This is a genomic window from Listeria rocourtiae FSL F6-920 (assembly GCF_000525975.1).
Lineage (GTDB): Bacteria > Bacillota > Bacilli > Lactobacillales > Listeriaceae > Listeria_A > Listeria_A rocourtiae.
Genome location: NZ_AODK01000052.1, coordinates 22,985 through 38,074, shown reverse-complemented (window position 1 = coordinate 38,074; position 15,090 = coordinate 22,985). Strand labels below are relative to the sequence as shown.

At 42.5% G+C, this 15,090-nt stretch carries 20 protein-coding genes and 2 tRNA genes; 15 read left to right on the top strand and 7 right to left on the bottom strand.

Annotation, left to right across the window (positions count from 1 at the left end; translation table 11 throughout):
* Window positions 1-101 precede the first annotated feature (101 nt).
* From PROCOU_RS14195 to PROCOU_RS14140, 12 genes are all read left to right on the top strand, one after another.
* Window positions 102-184: transfer RNA gene (locus tag PROCOU_RS14195), tRNA-Leu, on the top strand.
* A 460-nt stretch (window positions 185-644) separates the two neighbouring features.
* A complete protein-coding gene (locus PROCOU_RS14190; RefSeq protein ID WP_036073603.1) occupies window positions 645-1,148 on the top strand; it encodes an HTH domain-containing protein in 504 nt (167 codons plus the stop codon).
* Between the two features lie 5 nt (window positions 1,149-1,153).
* Window positions 1,154-2,467, top strand: coding sequence for a PRD domain-containing protein (locus PROCOU_RS14185; protein ID WP_244266334.1), 1,314 nt, complete (start codon window positions 1,154-1,156; stop codon window positions 2,465-2,467).
* A 15-nt stretch (window positions 2,468-2,482) separates the two neighbouring features.
* Window positions 2,483-3,595: an amidohydrolase/deacetylase family metallohydrolase gene (locus tag PROCOU_RS14180; protein ID WP_036073598.1), complete on the top strand. Its 1,113-nt coding sequence runs from the start codon at window positions 2,483-2,485 to the stop codon at window positions 3,593-3,595.
* Entirely contained in the window at window positions 3,592-3,924 is a 333-nt protein-coding gene (locus tag PROCOU_RS14175) for a hypothetical protein (RefSeq protein ID WP_051994434.1), read from the top strand. Before PROCOU_RS14180 ends, PROCOU_RS14175 begins: the two co-directional genes overlap by 4 nt.
* Before the next feature lie 14 nt (window positions 3,925-3,938).
* Window positions 3,939-4,304, top strand: coding sequence for an SFCGS family glycine-rich protein (locus PROCOU_RS14170; RefSeq protein ID WP_036073595.1), 366 nt, complete (start codon window positions 3,939-3,941; stop codon window positions 4,302-4,304).
* 1 nt (window position 4,305) lies between these two features.
* Window positions 4,306-4,647, top strand: a complete 342-nt coding sequence (locus tag PROCOU_RS14165; protein ID WP_051994433.1) for a DUF4312 family protein — start codon at window positions 4,306-4,308, stop codon at window positions 4,645-4,647.
* A 9-nt stretch (window positions 4,648-4,656) separates the two neighbouring features.
* The gene (locus tag PROCOU_RS14160; RefSeq protein WP_036073592.1) at window positions 4,657-5,439 is read left to right on the top strand and encodes a DUF4311 domain-containing protein; all 783 of its coding nucleotides are present in this window, start codon (window positions 4,657-4,659) and stop codon (window positions 5,437-5,439) included.
* A 4-nt stretch (window positions 5,440-5,443) separates the two neighbouring features.
* Entirely contained in the window at window positions 5,444-6,094 is a 651-nt protein-coding gene (locus PROCOU_RS14155) for a DUF4310 family protein (protein WP_036073589.1), read from the top strand.
* Window positions 6,095-6,112: 18 nt separating this feature from the next.
* Entirely contained in the window at window positions 6,113-7,210 is a 1,098-nt protein-coding gene (locus tag PROCOU_RS14150; RefSeq protein WP_036073587.1) for a DgaE family pyridoxal phosphate-dependent ammonia lyase, read from the top strand.
* 25 nt (window positions 7,211-7,235) lie between these two features.
* Complete coding sequence (dagF, locus tag PROCOU_RS14145) at window positions 7,236-7,979, top strand: 2-dehydro-3-deoxy-phosphogluconate aldolase (RefSeq protein WP_036073586.1); 744 nt, start codon at window positions 7,236-7,238, stop codon at window positions 7,977-7,979.
* 131 nt (window positions 7,980-8,110) lie between these two features.
* Window positions 8,111-8,183: transfer RNA gene (locus tag PROCOU_RS14140), tRNA-Ala, on the top strand.
* A 367-nt stretch (window positions 8,184-8,550) separates the two neighbouring features.
* Here PROCOU_RS14140 and PROCOU_RS14135 read toward each other — a convergent pair.
* The 5 genes from PROCOU_RS14135 to PROCOU_RS14115 all read right to left on the bottom strand — a co-directional run bounded on the left by PROCOU_RS14135 (window position 8,551) and on the right by PROCOU_RS14115 (window position 11,736).
* A complete protein-coding gene (locus PROCOU_RS14135; RefSeq protein WP_036073583.1) occupies window positions 8,551-8,898 on the bottom strand; it encodes a hypothetical protein in 348 nt (115 codons plus the stop codon).
* 15 nt (window positions 8,899-8,913) lie between these two features.
* Window positions 8,914-9,507 carry a hypothetical protein gene (locus tag PROCOU_RS14130; protein ID WP_036073581.1) on the bottom strand — a complete coding sequence of 198 codons (594 nt, stop codon included), beginning with the start codon at window positions 9,505-9,507 and terminating at the stop codon, window positions 8,914-8,916.
* 181 nt (window positions 9,508-9,688) lie between these two features.
* Window positions 9,689-10,420, bottom strand: a complete 732-nt coding sequence (locus tag PROCOU_RS16795; RefSeq protein WP_133619798.1) for a hypothetical protein — start codon at window positions 10,418-10,420, stop codon at window positions 9,689-9,691.
* Window positions 10,356-11,021 (bottom strand): threonine/serine exporter family protein, encoded by a 666-nt coding sequence (locus tag PROCOU_RS14120; protein ID WP_159101239.1) that lies wholly within the window; start codon window positions 11,019-11,021, stop codon window positions 10,356-10,358. Before PROCOU_RS14120 ends, PROCOU_RS16795 begins: the two co-directional genes overlap by 65 nt.
* Window positions 10,954-11,736 (bottom strand): threonine/serine exporter family protein, encoded by a 783-nt coding sequence (locus PROCOU_RS14115; RefSeq protein ID WP_036073578.1) that lies wholly within the window; start codon window positions 11,734-11,736, stop codon window positions 10,954-10,956. The genes PROCOU_RS14120 and PROCOU_RS14115 overlap by 68 nt, the downstream gene beginning before the upstream one ends.
* Window positions 11,737-11,869: 133 nt before the next feature.
* On the opposite strand from PROCOU_RS14115, the gene PROCOU_RS14110 reads away from it, so the two are divergent.
* The 3 genes from PROCOU_RS14110 (at window position 11,870) to PROCOU_RS17585 (ending at window position 13,481) form a co-directional block, all read left to right on the top strand.
* A complete protein-coding gene (locus PROCOU_RS14110) occupies window positions 11,870-12,301 on the top strand; it encodes a MarR family winged helix-turn-helix transcriptional regulator (protein ID WP_051994431.1) in 432 nt (143 codons plus the stop codon).
* 14 nt (window positions 12,302-12,315) lie between these two features.
* Window positions 12,316-13,251 (top strand): NADP-dependent oxidoreductase, encoded by a 936-nt coding sequence (locus tag PROCOU_RS14105; protein WP_036073576.1) that lies wholly within the window; start codon window positions 12,316-12,318, stop codon window positions 13,249-13,251.
* Between the two features lie 68 nt (window positions 13,252-13,319).
* On the top strand, window positions 13,320-13,481 hold the full coding sequence (locus PROCOU_RS17585; protein ID WP_133619793.1) for a lmo0937 family membrane protein: 162 nt from the start codon (window positions 13,320-13,322) through the stop codon (window positions 13,479-13,481).
* Here the strand turns inward: PROCOU_RS17585 and PROCOU_RS14100 are convergent.
* Window positions 13,413-14,231 carry a phosphatase PAP2 family protein gene (locus PROCOU_RS14100; RefSeq protein WP_051994430.1) on the bottom strand — a complete coding sequence of 273 codons (819 nt, stop codon included), beginning with the start codon at window positions 14,229-14,231 and terminating at the stop codon, window positions 13,413-13,415. The two genes, PROCOU_RS17585 and PROCOU_RS14100, sit on opposite strands and share 69 nt — an antisense overlap.
* Window positions 14,221-14,976, bottom strand: coding sequence for an alpha/beta hydrolase (locus tag PROCOU_RS14095; protein WP_036073574.1), 756 nt, complete (start codon window positions 14,974-14,976; stop codon window positions 14,221-14,223). Before PROCOU_RS14095 ends, PROCOU_RS14100 begins: the two co-directional genes overlap by 11 nt.
* Window positions 14,977-15,090 lie beyond the last annotated feature (114 nt).

Genomic DNA, 15,090 nt, shown 5'->3' with positions numbered 1-15,090 from the left:
GTGTAATCATAGGTTGGTTATGAATAAATATTCATGTTTTTTTGAAATTATTATTGACATGTTTGGGAAGCAATAATATAATATTAGTTAGTGTTAATAGAGCGGTCGTGGCGGAATGGCAGACGCGCTAGGTTGAGGGCCTAGTGGGGTAAAACCCGTGGAGGTTCAAGTCCTCTCGGCCGCATTGTTGGGGTTGTTCAATCTTGGATTGTGACAACCCCAATATTCATGTGAACGTATGTGAATATGAAATCGATGTAGAATGTATAATGAGCTTGTGAGTCTGGTTTTACACTGGGTTCGCAGGCTTTTTTTGTCTAGGTGTATTACAAAAAAAAATAAACTCGCATTTATATCAGACCTATTTAAAAATACCTCCAGTCAAATTCTAGCGCAATATATCAAGAATTTTAGGAATATAGCAAAATCATAAGCAGTACCATAAAACTTGTAACCTTGGCAAATTAGCATGCTGGGGTTGCAAGGCTTTTTTTGATTTTTCATACTTACAGTCACCCAGATTTTCTGATACCATAAAACGTAAGAAGTAAATTGCACTAATCAGGGGCATCCTTTTTTGTCTGTAAAAGTAAGCGGTTTAATTCTATAATGAAAGTGTAGTCCATGAGATGGAGGCAGGTATTATGTTGGGGCGGAGAGAATTGCAAATTGTGAATCAGCTGCTTAGCGCTTCGGCGGTTGTGCGGACGAGAGATTTGGCGGATCAGATGGGGGTTAGTATTCGGACGATAAAATATGATTTGGAGCGGGTGCGGGATTGGTTTTCGGAGCGTCAGGTGGCGTTGTTTTCGCAGCCGAATAAGGGTTATTGGTTGGAGTGTGATGCGAGTTTGTTGATGGAGTTGCGTCATGAGTTGTCGCAAGCAGAGCATTTGAAGTTGTATACGAGTAGGACCATGAGGGTGCGGCGGATTTTGGTGATGTTGCTTCTTAGTGAGGGCTATGTGACGGCGGCTTTGATGGCGGATGAGATTGATGTGAGTCGGAATACGATTTTGGCGGATATGAATGAGGTTGAGCGGTTGGCGGGACGATTTCATGTGGAGTTGAGCGAGAACAGCGTAGTGGTTACCGAGTTTTGGGTGAGGAACGACGATTGCGGTCGTTGTTGGAGCACTTGTTGGTGAGTAATATGAATAATTATGAGGTTTATAAAATGACGACGCGGATTACGAGGCGAGACCGGGAACGGAATTTTCAGCCGATGTTTGATAGTCGAATTTTACCGGAGTATGAGTTGGTAGAATCGGCATTGGCGCATTATTTTCAGGAGGAGTCACGGGAGATTTGGCAACAGTTGGATATCATGATTATTTTGATTCGATTGACGATTTCGCTGAAGCGTTTGCAGATGGGGCATGCGATGGAGGGCTATCAGGTGCTGGACATTGGCGCGGAGAAGTCAGATATCAGGCGGAGTTTTATTGGCTTTATGCAACGGGTGTATTTGCAGAAGGAGTTTCCGTTGTTACGAGCGGAGTATCGGTATTGTGTCGGTAGTTATGCGAGTGGGATGCGAGAGACGGATATTGCCAAATTGACGGAGGATATGATTGAGTTTGTGGCTTGGCGCGAAGGTGTGGATTATGGGCTTGATCAGAAATTGTATACGAATTTGTTTGCGCATTTATCGTTGCGTTTAGGTCAGGGCGGGCTACCTGGGAACGAGTTTAATCCGTTGAACTCGGAAATTAAGCAGCAGTATCCGACGCTTTTTGGGCATGTGTATGAAGCTTGTAAAAAATTCATTTCGAATGAGCAGGTTATTCAGGAGTCATTTATTTCTTTTATTGTGTTGCATTTTCTTGTGTCGCTTGAAAATCAGCAGGTGCACCAGCGAAAGGTGCGGACGCTTTACGTTTGTTCGACGGGGCGTGGAGTGGCGCGCTTGATTAAGAATCGTGTTGAGGCTGGGATTGGGCAGGTGGAAATGGTGGCGTATTGTTCGATTGTGGAGGTCGAGGAGATGTGCCAGAAGCATGCGATTGAGCTGATTATTAGCGTTTTTCCAATTGAATCGACTTTGCCGGTCGTTGTGACGGACGCTTTACCAAAAAAGGCGGATTTGGAGATGATTAGGCAGGAAGTGGCGCGGATTTTGTTAGAAGTGCCTGCGGTGATTGATGCGTACGAAGCGGTGGACTTGGTGCGGCAGAGTAGCCACGAGGAGATTAGTGAGGAGATTATTTTAAAAGGATTCGAGGCTTACCAGCAAGTTAAGGATGTTTTGGCAGATGAAATGGACCGAAAATTGGAAAATGGGCTGCTATTGCATATCTTTTTGATGGTACAGCGTTATTATTTCAACAAGCAGTATGATTTGGTATTGGCGAGTGAGGATAGTGGACGATGGGAGTTGAAAGAACGTTTGACGGCGGTTTTTGAGCAGTGTGGGCTGTATTTTCAGGAAGCAGAACTGGATGCGATTGTCTATTATTTTAAGTAAGGGGATGTGAAAAGAATGGAGTTGTTGATTCGCAATGGGCGTGTGTTGGACCCAGATGATTTGACGCGGGAAGCGGGTGAAATCGGTATACGGGACGGGCGATTTGTTGCTGTGGATGAGGTTGATTGCTCAGTAGCAACAGTGATTGATGCTGGTGGGGGGTATGTGGCACCAGGCTTCATTGATATGCATGTGCATGTATATGAGGATGGAGCGGTTATCGGGATTGATGCGGATCGCGTTGGTGTGCAGCAAGGCGTGACGACGATTGTGGATGCTGGAAGTACGGGGAGCGATGGTTTGGCACGTTTCCGGGAAACGATTATTGAGACGCATGATACGGAGGTGCTGGCATTTTTGAATATTGCGCGAAAAGGGCTTTGTGATGGGCTTTCAGAGCTTGCTGATCCGGCTGATTTGATGAGTGTGGAAGAGGCGCAGGTGGCTTTTGAGGCGGAACCAAATTTGGTCGGTTTGAAGGCGCGGATGAGTGGCTCTGTTGTGCGGGATCAGGATATTAAACCGTTACAGCATGCCAGGAGAGTGGCGGATGCGCTGGATGTGCCAATTATGATTCATATTGGGAACCCGCCTCCGTATTTGCCGGATATTTTTCCGTTGCTGCGGAAAGGAGATATTGTGACGCACGCGTTTCACGGGAAGCAGCATGGTATATTGGACGCGGATGGGGAAATGATTGCAGAGGCGAAAGAGGCTTTGGCGCGTGGCGTTCTTTTTGATATTGGGCATGGATCGGCTAGTTTTAGTTATGAAACGTTGCGCCAGTTTAAAGGGAAATACGATACAGCATTTACAACGAGTACGGATATTTATGAGCGAAATATAGAAACGCCAGTAGGTAGTTTAATGACAACAATGACGAAGCTGCTGCAGTTAGACTATCCGTTAGAAGAAGTTGTAGCGACGGTTACAAGTCGAGCGCGTAAGGCGTTGGGCCTTTATGAACAGGGAACTTTTGAAGTTGGAACGATAGCGGATGTGACAGTTTTTAATGTGGTGGATAAAAAAATGTCACTTGTAGATTCGAATGGTGAGGTGCGCGAAACAGCAAAGGTTATCGTGCCAAAAATGACAATTAAATCGGGACGGGTGGTTTGGAATGGATGAGTTTTGAGGCGGATTGGCAAATGATTTCAGAGAGAAGTGGTGATGCGATATTTTTTGAAAAGGTAATGAAGGCCGCGAAAGTGGAGGCGAAGCGTGATGGGATTACGCTCGAGTCAGCCCAGGAATTGGGTCTTGCTTCACATATTTCGGCAATGATACGGCGTGGTCGAGAAGGCGAGGCGCTAACGATTGAAGATAAGACACTTTTTGATGAGGTTTCGGAAGGTTCGCTTCACTTGGCTGCACGAATTTGTGGGATGGTTTCAGGTATTCATGAAGATGAGAAATATTTGTTGTCGACTCATTTTGAGATTGCAAAACTAAATTAGAGGAGGAAATGAAGATGAATCAAATTACAGTGGTGATTGCAGATCGTTTAGGAAAAGGTCAAAACGTGGCGGCTGGGGCGGAAAAAGCCGGAGCGAAGGCGATTGTTGTGCCAGGAATGGGCGCGGATATGCGACTTGGTGACGTGATGAAGGAAAACAACGCGGATTTTGGCATTTCTTTTTGTGGTAGTGGTGGTGCTGGGGCTTTGACGGCACAGACGAAGTATGGTTATCCGGCCCATTATGGTATGCGTTCCATTGAAGAAGGCGTGACGGCGATTCAAGACGGCAAAACGGTGCTTGGTTTTGGTTTTATGGATGTGGAAGAGCTTGGTGAACGTTTGGTCAAAGCTTTTCAAGCGCAAGCGGAGAAGCAATAATATGCAGGAAAATCTACGTGAAACTGTGCGAATTATTGGAAAAGGTAAAACGAAACAGCATGCGGTCAATGCGGCACTCAGCCAGGTGCAGAGGCAAGTGATGGCGAAGTATCCGAGTGCAATGATTTTGCGAATTGAGCCTCGTGATGTTGCGATACTAACGGCAACGGAAAAGCGTTATAAAGAGACATTTTTCTTTTTCTTATTTCCACGTATTCGCCATGAATTTGAAGTGGAGCTGGAGATTGCGTTGGAGCTAGCTGTGATGCATATTGAAAAAGTAAATTTTAACGCGGAAGACTATACGAAAAATAAACTGGTGAAAAAATTTGCGAAAGGATAGGTACTAACTATGGATATTTTTATTATTATTTTTAAATCGATTATCATCGGTGGTCTTGTCGGTTTTGGTGTTGGTGCTGGTGCAGCAAGGATGTTTCACGCTCCAACGACACAAGGGATGGGCGCTTTTCGGACACTTGGCGAATTAAATGCGTGTGCGGGCGATGCGGCAAGTCATTTCTCATTTGGGCTTGGATTCTTCTTTAACGCTTGGGCTTCGGTCGTTTCAACAGGAGCGTTCACGCAAGATGTCGATCATCGGATTATTCCAAACTGGGCGGCGGCATCGCTTATTCGAAAAGGTAGGATCGTGGAGGATACGCTACATAATCCGAAAAAAATGGCAATTGCGGGTGCGATTGTCGGTGTACTCGTTGTTGCATTCTTGAATTCAACGGGTGCCGCGATTCCAGGTTCTTTAAAAGATATTGCGGAGAAAGTACTTGTTCCCGCGGCAACACTTTTGATTAACCCAATTATGCCTGTTATTTTTTGGTTGGCGGCACTTGATGCAGGTAAACGTGCTGGTGTTTGGGGTACGATTTTTGGAGGATTAGCGCATATTATTATGGGGAATGCGGTTCCAGGTGTTGTGCTCGGTATTTTGATTGGTAAGGGTGTTGATGATAGTGGTTGGACTAAGTTAACACGAACGCTACTAATATCTGTTATTATTTTGTTCGCATTGAGTGCGTTTTTCCGCGGATTTGATATTGAGCTGATTAAGAGTATGCATTTACCAGTGCCAGAGTGGTTGCTTGACTTTCACAGACTATTAGGACAAGAGGTGTAGTATAATGGAACATATAACGGAGATTGATAAAAAGAATTTTTGGTTTGCGGATTGGAGTTTCATGCTATTTGTCGCGATTTTATCAGCAGGCGTGTTTGCTGGGACGCATATGTACTATGTGTACCATGTCGGGGCGTTTAATGATGTTGCGATTGTGGCTTTGTTAAAAGCGGGGATGGAAGGTGGCGGCTACGGTGCAGCTGCAGCATTTGGCGCGAGTTTCTTGTTTGCTCGAATTTTGGAAGGTTCACTCGTTGGGATATTAGATATTGGTGGTGCTATTCAGACAGGTATTGGGATTGGAGTGCCAGCTTTGTTGCTTGGTGCAGGGATAACTTTGCCACTGACCAATTTTACGGTATCGCTTTTAACTGGTGCGGTGCTAGGTCTTGCAGTTGGTGCGATTATTATTGGAATTCGTCATTTTACAGTCGGTCAGTCAAACTCAACATTTGGTGCTGATGTGATGATGGGAGCGGGCAATACATCCGGTCGCTTTCTAGGTCCACTCATTGTTTTAAGCGCTTGTACAGCCTCGATTCCAGTTGGGATTGGCTCGATTATTGGAGCAGCGATTTTTTACGCTTGGAAAAAGCCCATTGCTGGTGGTGCGATTATCGGTGCGATGGTTTTAGGAATCTTTTTCCCACTATAAAAGTGAAGGAGTTTTAGCATGACAAATTTAAACGAAAAATACGGTCTGAAGCGCGTTATCAATGCGAGTGGCCGAATGAGCATTCTTGGTGTGTCAGCGCCGAGTGATACGGTTTTTGAAGCGATGAAACAAGGCGGGCAAAATTATGTTGAAATTGCGGATTTAGTCGATAAAGCAGGTGCGCGTATTGCCGAAATGGTGGAATCAGAAGATGCGGTCGTCGTGAATTCGGCCTCGAGCGGTATTGCGCTTTCCGTCGCTGCGATGGTAACTAAGGGACGCGTTGGTATTTCGATGAAGCTGCATCAAGAAGCCATTACCACAAACGAGATTATTTTGCTAAAAGGACATAATGTCCAATACGGCGCACCTATTGAGACGATGATTGCGCTCGGTGGTGGTCGCCGTATAGAAGTGGGATATGCAAACGAGGGGCGCAAAAATCACGTGATTGACGCTATCAATGAACGAACAGCGGCACTTTTATATGTTCAATCCCATCATGCTGTACAGAAAAATATGCTTTCAGTTGAAGAAATGCGTGAAATCAGTTTGGCACATAATATTCCGCTCATAATTGATGCGGCGGCAGAAGACAATCTCAAAAAATATGTCCAACTTGGTGATCTCGCGATATATAGTGGCTCCAAAGCAATTGAAGGTCCAACAACAGGTATTGTCGCAGGTGGCAAAGAATATGTGTCATGGGTAAAAACACAGCTTCATGGCATCGGTCGTAGCATGAAAGTCGGCAAAGAAAGCACGTTTGGCTTACTCGCAGCACTTGAAGAATACTGGAATAAGACTGATACGAGTGCTATACAAAAGCAAGTCGTACAAAAATTAGCAGCGGATCTCGCAAATGACGCAGGAATCACTGTTACAGAAGTACAAGATGAGGCTGGGCGTCCTATTTTTCGCGCACGTATCCAAATCGATGCACAACAAGTTGGAAAAAGTGCGGTAGAACTAGTTCAGGCACTCCGAAGTGGCCCAATTGCTATTTATACACGGGATTACGGTGCTACTCAGGGATTTTTTGATATCGATTCGCGTTCTCTTCAAGGAGATGATGTAGCGGTTATTGCAGCAGAAATCAAGCGTTTCATTGTATAAAATAAGGAAATAGGAGAGTGTTTCAATGAGTACAATACAAGACCGTTTTTATAAAAATCGCGTGGTACTAAATGTATTAGCGAATTCAGTAGAGAATGCCAAGGAAGTTTTTGATGCGGCAGAAGGACATGTCGTTGTTGGCGTGTTATCAAAAGATTATCCTACAGTTGAAGCCGGTGTTGCGGCAATGCGCGAATATGGCGCAAAAATCGATGACGCAGTTTCTGTGGGACTCGGTGCAGGTGACGCTCGCCAAGCAAGTGTTGTAGCAGCTATTGCAAAAGAGTACGCAGGAAATCATATCAATCAAGTTTTCCCAGCGGTAGGAGTTACTCGTGCCAACCTTGATGCAAAACCTGGCTGGATTAACAGTCTCGTCTCACCGACTGGAAAAGTTGGCTATGTCAATATTTCAACAGGAGCCATTAGTGCCGGTGTTACTGAAACAGCTATCGTACCAATCGAAGCGGCGATTGCACTCATCAAAGATATGGGCGGGAATGCCATTAAATATTTTCCGATGAAAGGCCTTGCGACAGAACCTGAATTCCGTGCCGTTGCCAAAGCATGCGCAGAAGCTGATTTTGCGTTAGAGCCAACAGGTGGAATTGATTTAGGTAACTTCGAAGCCATCCTGAAAATTGCGTTGGATGCCGGTGTGAAACAAGTTATTCCGCATGTGTATACATCAATTGTTGATGCAGAAACAGGCGCGACAAGGGTGGAAGATGTTAAAACATTGTTAGCTATTGTGAAGAAATTAGTGTAGTAAGGAGGCCGCCAGCATAGAAGTTTGGCGGTCACTTTTTTCTCTCTGCTTGTGGAGCTAATTTTTAGGATGTAAAGCACAAATGGTTGACAGCCATTAAGTCACTGTGCTAAACTCTTTTCAAGGTATACGGGGTGTTAGCTCAGCTGGGAGAGCGCTACGCTGGCAGTGTAGAGGTCAGGGGTTCGAACCCCCTACGCTCCATTATAAAAAACTTTTGGCAGGGCGATTCTAGCTCTGTCAAATTTTTTTGTTTTACAGAATGCCTTGATATTTGCTAAAATAAAGTTTAAAAATCTCAGTTAGCTTTGTATAAAGAAATAAATAGATATATGTAGTACTAATTTTGAAAAGGAAGGGTCATCTATTTAGTAACAGCCAAGCCGTTCTAATTTAATATTGAAAGGAGAATAAGTCTTGAGCAAAACGTGGAAAATAGTATTATCTATTTTAGCAGTGCTTATTTTTTTACCGATTATTGTTATGATAGTTGCTACATTATGATGGTAAGCATTTTAAAAATAGAATGCACAACAAAATCCTCGAATTTGAGGTTCGAGGGTTTCTTTTTTTACTTATTCACAATATTCTCACGGGCAATATATTTGGAGCCATCATCCTCATACACGAGAACCTTAGTAGGTTGCTTGTCCCCTATGAATTCGTAGAGTTTAGTACCAACACTTAGTGAGTTAGATTCGTTATTTCTGGTAGGCGTTGTCTGCCTAGCTATCTTCTTATTGACTTGTCCAATAGGTTTCCCTATAGAAGTAGCATCTACTGGTTCATTGGTTGGTACAAAATTAACATTGTCCACTCTTACTAGTGATGCAACTTTTTCACTCTGAACATTGCTATATATGGAAATGCCTACAACTACTAATACAATAACAATGGATGCTACTAGTTTTTTATTCATATTAGCGCTCCTAAACTATTTATTTACGGATTTGACATACTGCTTTTTAACGGTACTGGTATACTTTGTTGAAGTTCCTGTTAAGATATTAGCACCATTGTACTTTTTAATATTATACTTATTTTTGTAAATATCGCCATATACTCCTGGCCTAGTCCATTTCTTAGGATTGGATTTAATGGCAATTCCTGAGCCACTAGATTTATTTATGCTTAGAGATATAGGGCCGTATCCCAGATTTACTGACATTTTAGCAAATTGTGAGGAACTGAAATAATAGTATGAAACATTATATTTATATCCTTTGAAGTTAGGATGCCAAGCTATAAATGTATTGTTTTTTTGCTTAACTTGGGATGTTAAAGTCCATTTTGAATAGCCAAGCATAGCATTTCTAAGCATCGGGGAGCTTGAAGTATCTAGAACTAAGAATTCATCAGGTGTATCCCCAGATTTCGCTTCTTCAAATGTCAGGATTGGAAGAGAGGTTTCTTCTGGTTCTGATATTGTGTATGCTGTCGCAGTGATTGGTGAAAGTAAGTGTCCGATTACAAGTACAGTAGTGAGTAGTGGAGCTAAAATAATTTTCGAGAGCTTCTTTGTTTGCATAATGCTTACTCCTTTTCTGTGTTAGTGTGTTCTTCTTCAAGTTAACACAATTTGAGTGGGTTGTCAAAGATGATATGTATTAAATGGTTCATTTTTAATGGTGATTTAAAAAAATACTAATATGAGTAGGTAAGACCGTAGCCGTGGTTTTACCTACTCATATTAGTTTATTTTTTGCTATCTATTTTACAACCCGAATTAAACTAGCCGTAATCCCCGGCATTGTAATTGTCGCACCGTTTGGGCCATCATATGCATACGTGCCATAAATGGTACCGTAAACTTCAATGATATCACCTTTTTGGGCATCTGTTGTGCCTGTATAAATAACGGTCACAAGATCCTTCCAAGTACCAGATTCTTGTGTCATATTTACTTTAAGATAAATAGTTGGTCCATCATTTATCACTTCCGCGACTTGTCCTTTTATATAATAGGCAGTGCGTGCGTATTTATCTGGATCTTTCTGTAACATCGCAAATGAGATTTTTGCGGCGTTTGGTTTGGCTTTCGCTTCTATTTCTTGTTGCGCTTTTTCTTTCGTTTCATTTTCTGCTTTTTGTTGTGCGTCTTTCACCGCGACAGGCTGTGTGACATGAATCGTAGTACTCTTGTCGCCTAAGCCCTTTTTACTCGCCACAATTTTGTATGACTTATCACCTTCGTACACGTGCATTAACTCGAATTTTCCTTTTTTATCTGCGTCCACCGAGACGTCGCCAATGCTAACGGAAGCGTTGGGTATTGTTTTTCCTGTAACTGTGAAAATATCATTTTTGTCAGCTACTATTTTTTTTTCATCTAATTGTAATGTCATTGTATCGTTAGTGGTTTCTTGACTTTTTTCATTACTTCCGCATGCTGCTAAAAGTAGAATGGAGCCAAGAAGTAATATCCCGATGACTTTTCTCATTTCTAAAATTCTCTCCTCTTATCTTGTTTTGTGGAACTATCTTCATTATATAATCATTCCATGACTGATAACAGCGGATTTTTAATTTTTTTTGTTGCATTTGTTTCTTTTGTGTCGAAATTAAGTAGCCAATTGCTATGCCAATAGTCACGGTTGGGAAGAGGATAATCATTGAGATAACTTCACGTGTTCCTTCAACAACATAGCCACCGATAATGCTTGAGAGCCCTTCGATGCCCATTGAGCCAACTGTCAAAATGAAGAAACTACTGATAAAAAGGACAACACGCGGTGGTTGAGAAGGGGATTTGGTATAAATATTTGATAAAACACCAGCAACAATCGCTGCAACAAAAGTGCCAATTAAATCACCACTGAGCTGACTGAAGCCGAATTGCACACCGTAAGTCAGGATAGCAAAAAGCGCGAGTCGTGTCAAATAGGACATTGGAACGTTAAATGTTAAACATAATCCGAAGCAGAAAACAATGATGAACAACAGGAGGAACACTGGATTCAAGGTGTTGGCAATATCACCTTTGTCTAGTGCATGAGATGTCACATTCGTTATTTCCATCGCCAACAAAATTCCGATTACCATCTGTAGTAAGCACATAAATGCAGAGATTAACCGCGCTGATCCAGCAGTTAATTTGCCGTAAAAAAATTTCACCAGCAGCAGCCGACATCGTATCTCTGGGAATGCAGATGAAGAGCGCGGGAATTATCAAAAACACCGGCCCGTAGCTCATCGCGGTATCGTAGAAAAAGGTTAAAGCGATTATTCCAATAGTAAAAGAAGCAATCAATGGAAAAAGAATACCGAATCGCGTTTTCTCTAAAACAACACAGAGAAGACCCGAAACGAGCCCTAAAACCCCATTAATCCAAATTTCCGTCCATGTCGCAAACACGAGCGGTGCAAATCCCATCGCGAAAAAAGACGTACCTATAACGCGTAGCCAAGCAGGGTAAATAGCAGGTGCTGTTGCGATTTCTTGGATTTTTTCGTTTGCCTTTTCGAGTGTCAAACCACTGTTAATGTCATAAAGTAATGTTTTTACAGCAGATATGCGTGATAGTGATGCGATTCCTGGTGTTGCTTGAATAATCGAGTGATAAATATGCTCATCACCGTGGTAAACCGTTATTTCTAAATACTCGCTTAAGCATAGAATGTTTAATTGATAGCCGAATAGTTCGGAAATTTCATGCAGTTGCTTTTCAATCATGATAGTTCCCTCGCCACTTTCTGCTAATAAAACTTTTCCTGTCGTCGAAATCAGTGAAATAAATATCTTGTCGTCGGTAGTCATTTGTCTTGCACTCCCAGTCTTATTTGTGAAAATTATACCATCCGAGCAGATAGCTTGCCAATTTTATGAAAAAGAGTAAGATAGTTGATGTGTCAATTGATACGTCAAGTAATAATAGAATGGAGGAAGGGTAATGGATGATGGTTGTTCGGAGCGCGCGCTATTGCTCGCGAAAATGCACCAGCTATGCAAAAATATGAATCAAACATTTGAGGCAAAGCTGCAAATGAGCGCGACCAAGTTGGAGTTACTTTATCAAGTATCTTGTGGTCATGAGCAAAATCAACAAGCGCTACAACATAGTTTGAATTTGGATGCTGCAGCGATTACGAGGCACTTGCGGAAATTGGAAGAAGACGGTTTGCTCATTCGCGAGAAGCGTGCACCAGATCGCCGAGCCACTTTTATTCGACTCACGGAGCTTGGCGAAACAAGGCTAACGCAATTGATGGCGCAGAAAAAAGCTTTCCAGAAGCAGTTATTAGATGGTTTAACCGAACAAGAATTATTGAATTTTGCGGACATTTTAGAACGGATGTTGATGAATAGTACGCGTTCATTTTAGAGGAGGAATTGATGATGAAAGCAGTTGTTATTGAAAATTATGGTAGTAAAGAGGAATTGAAAGAAGTGGAGGTTGCGATGCCAAAAGCGGGCGCTGGACAAGTTGTTATTGAAATGAAGGCGACATCAATCAACCCGATTGATTGGAAGCTCCGCGAAGGGTATTTAAAGCAAATGATGGATTGGCCGTTTCCAATCATTCTTGGTTGGGATGCAGCAGGCGTGATTTCAGAGGTTGGCGAGGATGTGACGGATTGGAAAATCGGAGATAAAGTCTTTGCTCGTCCTGAAACGACCCGATTTGGAACGTATGCAGAATACGCCTTAATTGATGCTCCTTTACTTGCTAAAATTCCAGATAATGTATCGTTTGATGAGGCAGCATCGATTCCGCTTGCCGGTTTGACCGCATGGCAAGCATTATTTGATCATGCGAACCTGCAAGCTGGCGAAAAAGTTTTGATTCATGCTGGTGCGGGTGGCGTTGGTACACTTGCGATTCAGCTAGCAAAAAATGCTGGGGCGTATGTGATTACGACGGCAAGTAAGAAGAATGCGGCATTCTTGAAAGAGCTTGGTGCGGATGAAGTGATTGATTATAAGACAACGAATTTCGCGGAAGTTTTGACAGATATCGATGTTGTCTTTGATACGATGGGCGGGGATATTCAGAAGGATAGTTTCCGCGTCTTGAAAGATAATACAGGGCGCTTGATTTCTATTGTAGGAGCGCCTGATGAAGAATTGGCAAAAGCAAAAAATGTCGTTGCGAAAAGCATTTGGTTGGCACCTAGTGGGGAACAATTGCAAGCTTTTGCAGAGTTAATGACGGCTGGTAAAGTAAAAGCAGTTGTCGGAGCTACATTCCCATTCTCTGCAAAAGGTGTTTATGATGCACATGCTTTAAGTGAAACGCACCACGCTAAAGGTAAAATAGTCATCAGTTTCTAAAACATGGATGTTTGCCCTTTTGTAAGTGTGGTAAAGATATAGATGGCACAAAGCAAGGAGGGGTATATATGCTTGGTATCATTTGGATAATTATTGTTGTTCTGCTCGCTTTTTGGGTGTTGGGCCTCATTTTCCATATCGCTGGAGGACTGATTAATATTTTATTGGTTGTGGTGCTGATATTGGTTATTTGGAATCTGATTCAGAGCGCCAGAAATAAACGTGGCTAATAAAAACGATTCTTTGGTATCTCGAAGTAAAGAGAGCCGAAGAATCGTTTTTTTCTCATTTATTTTTTTTAGATAGTTATCCTTCCAGTTATGCGCGATAAGGTAGCTGTGACATTTGTGACCGTACATTAACAACAGGGCCGTACCAGATAAAACGACCGTACTACCGAGTAAGAATCCAGCTGTGACATCAGATGGATAATGAACGCCGAGATAAACGCGAGTGTACATTATCGTCACAATAATAAGAAACGCGACGAGCCCAACCAGAATCTGCTGCCAAATTTTCGAACAAACAATAATAAGAAGTGCCGCAATCATCCCGTAAAATGCTGTGGAACCAGTGGCATGACCACTTGGAAAACTGTAGCCGCCTTGTGCAACTAGCATATCACTAGGGCGCGGGCGGGCAATCATTTGTTTTATAAGCCAAGGTAAAAGCGCACCGCCAAACAAGACAACACTAGCAAACCAGATAGCGATTGTATAGCGCTTTAGAAGGATGAAGATGAGTAGAAGTGTAATGGACATCATGACAATAGCTCCGACCCCACCGAAATTTGTAATAAAAGCAATGAAATCGGTTTTAGATGCTGTTATATTAACACGAATCATATCAATCCAATGTGTATCGAACTGTTGAGTGAAATGTGCATTTGTCGCCACTCCGACTAACATTACGATAAAACCAATCGCGGTTATGGCGCTTATTGTGAACAAGATACTCGCGCTTTTTCGTTTATGTGTCATGCAAAATCTCCTTTTTATCAATCCAATCAAGCACCACTTGAATACCGTAATCCCAGTATTCCCAATTATGCTCACCAGGTGATTCTTGATACGTATAAAGCAAATCGGTCTGCTCCATACGCGATTTAAATCCAAGGTTGTTGTTATATAAAAAGTCTTCTGTACCACAAAGTTGTAGAACGCGTAGCTTTCCAGTGATTTTATCTATCAAAGTGAGTAAATCATTTTCGGAGCCACGATGTGATGCAATCGGACCAAATGTCGCTAGCATTTCGGCTTCTCCTTCTGGCCTAGCTTCACGCAGAGCCACAATATCAAGCGCACCGGAGAGCGAGGCCATCCCTGCAAATTTTTCAGGATAGTGTAGCGCCCACTTGAAGGCACCGTAACCACCCATAGATAGACCGGCAACATATGTATTTTCAGGTTCAGTAGGCAATTTAAGCCAGCGATGCACAAGGCGTGGCAATTCCTCACTCAAAAAAGTCCAGTACCGATTCCCTGTTTTCATATCTGTATAAAAACTACGATGAACTTGTGGCATTACAATGGCGATATTGCGATTTTCGGCATAGCGAACGAGCGATGTATTGGTAAGCCAAGCCGTGTCGTCATCTGATAAGCCGTGCAATAAATATAGTAGTCGCATTGGTTTTTCTTTATCGATTTGATCAGGTAGAAAAACTTGTAGAGATGTTCGCAATTGTAGCGATTCTGAAACAAAATGTGTTGAAAATAGAGTCATGATTCTTCCTCCCTTTTTGTAACGAATATTAGTATCATTATATCATAATTTAGGTTTTAGGAACGAAACAACCTTGATGAAAAAGGTGTTGAAGTGGGAGCAGGCGCTCTTAGA

Bases quoted from the DNA above. Each gene is read 5' to 3' on its own strand.
- PROCOU_RS14130 (WP_036073581.1), bottom strand. From the start codon at position 9,507: ATGCAAACAAAGAAGCTCTCGAAAATTATTTTAGCTCCACTACTCACT.
- PROCOU_RS14150 (WP_036073587.1), top strand. From the start codon at position 6,113: ATGACAAATTTAAACGAAAAATACGGTCTGAAGCGCGTTATCAATGCG.
- PROCOU_RS16795 (WP_133619798.1), bottom strand. From the start codon at position 10,420: ATGAGAAAAGTCATCGGGATATTACTTCTTGGCTCCATTCTACTTTTA.
- PROCOU_RS14095 (WP_036073574.1), bottom strand. From the start codon at position 14,976: ATGACTCTATTTTCAACACATTTTGTTTCAGAATCGCTACAATTGCGA.
- PROCOU_RS14170 (WP_036073595.1), top strand. From the start codon at position 3,939: ATGAATCAAATTACAGTGGTGATTGCAGATCGTTTAGGAAAAGGTCAA.
- PROCOU_RS14175 (WP_051994434.1), top strand. From the start codon at position 3,592: ATGAGTTTTGAGGCGGATTGGCAAATGATTTCAGAGAGAAGTGGTGAT.
- PROCOU_RS14100 (WP_051994430.1), bottom strand. From the start codon at position 14,231: ATGACACATAAACGAAAAAGCGCGAGTATCTTGTTCACAATAAGCGCC.
- PROCOU_RS14190 (WP_036073603.1), top strand. From the start codon at position 645: ATGTTGGGGCGGAGAGAATTGCAAATTGTGAATCAGCTGCTTAGCGCT.
- PROCOU_RS14115 (WP_036073578.1), bottom strand. From the start codon at position 11,736: ATGACTACCGACGACAAGATATTTATTTCACTGATTTCGACGACAGGA.
- PROCOU_RS14185 (WP_244266334.1), top strand. From the start codon at position 1,154: ATGAATAATTATGAGGTTTATAAAATGACGACGCGGATTACGAGGCGA.
- PROCOU_RS14135 (WP_036073583.1), bottom strand. From the start codon at position 8,898: ATGAATAAAAAACTAGTAGCATCCATTGTTATTGTATTAGTAGTTGTA.
- PROCOU_RS14120 (WP_159101239.1), bottom strand. From the start codon at position 11,021: ATGGTAATCGGAATTTTGTTGGCGATGGAAATAACGAATGTGACATCT.
- PROCOU_RS17585 (WP_133619793.1), top strand. From the start codon at position 13,320: ATGCTTGGTATCATTTGGATAATTATTGTTGTTCTGCTCGCTTTTTGG.
- PROCOU_RS14160 (WP_036073592.1), top strand. From the start codon at position 4,657: ATGGATATTTTTATTATTATTTTTAAATCGATTATCATCGGTGGTCTT.
- PROCOU_RS14155 (WP_036073589.1), top strand. From the start codon at position 5,444: ATGGAACATATAACGGAGATTGATAAAAAGAATTTTTGGTTTGCGGAT.
- dagF (WP_036073586.1), top strand. From the start codon at position 7,236: ATGAGTACAATACAAGACCGTTTTTATAAAAATCGCGTGGTACTAAAT.
- PROCOU_RS14110 (WP_051994431.1), top strand. From the start codon at position 11,870: ATGGATGATGGTTGTTCGGAGCGCGCGCTATTGCTCGCGAAAATGCAC.
- PROCOU_RS14165 (WP_051994433.1), top strand. From the start codon at position 4,306: ATGCAGGAAAATCTACGTGAAACTGTGCGAATTATTGGAAAAGGTAAA.
- PROCOU_RS14180 (WP_036073598.1), top strand. From the start codon at position 2,483: ATGGAGTTGTTGATTCGCAATGGGCGTGTGTTGGACCCAGATGATTTG.
- PROCOU_RS14105 (WP_036073576.1), top strand. From the start codon at position 12,316: ATGAAAGCAGTTGTTATTGAAAATTATGGTAGTAAAGAGGAATTGAAA.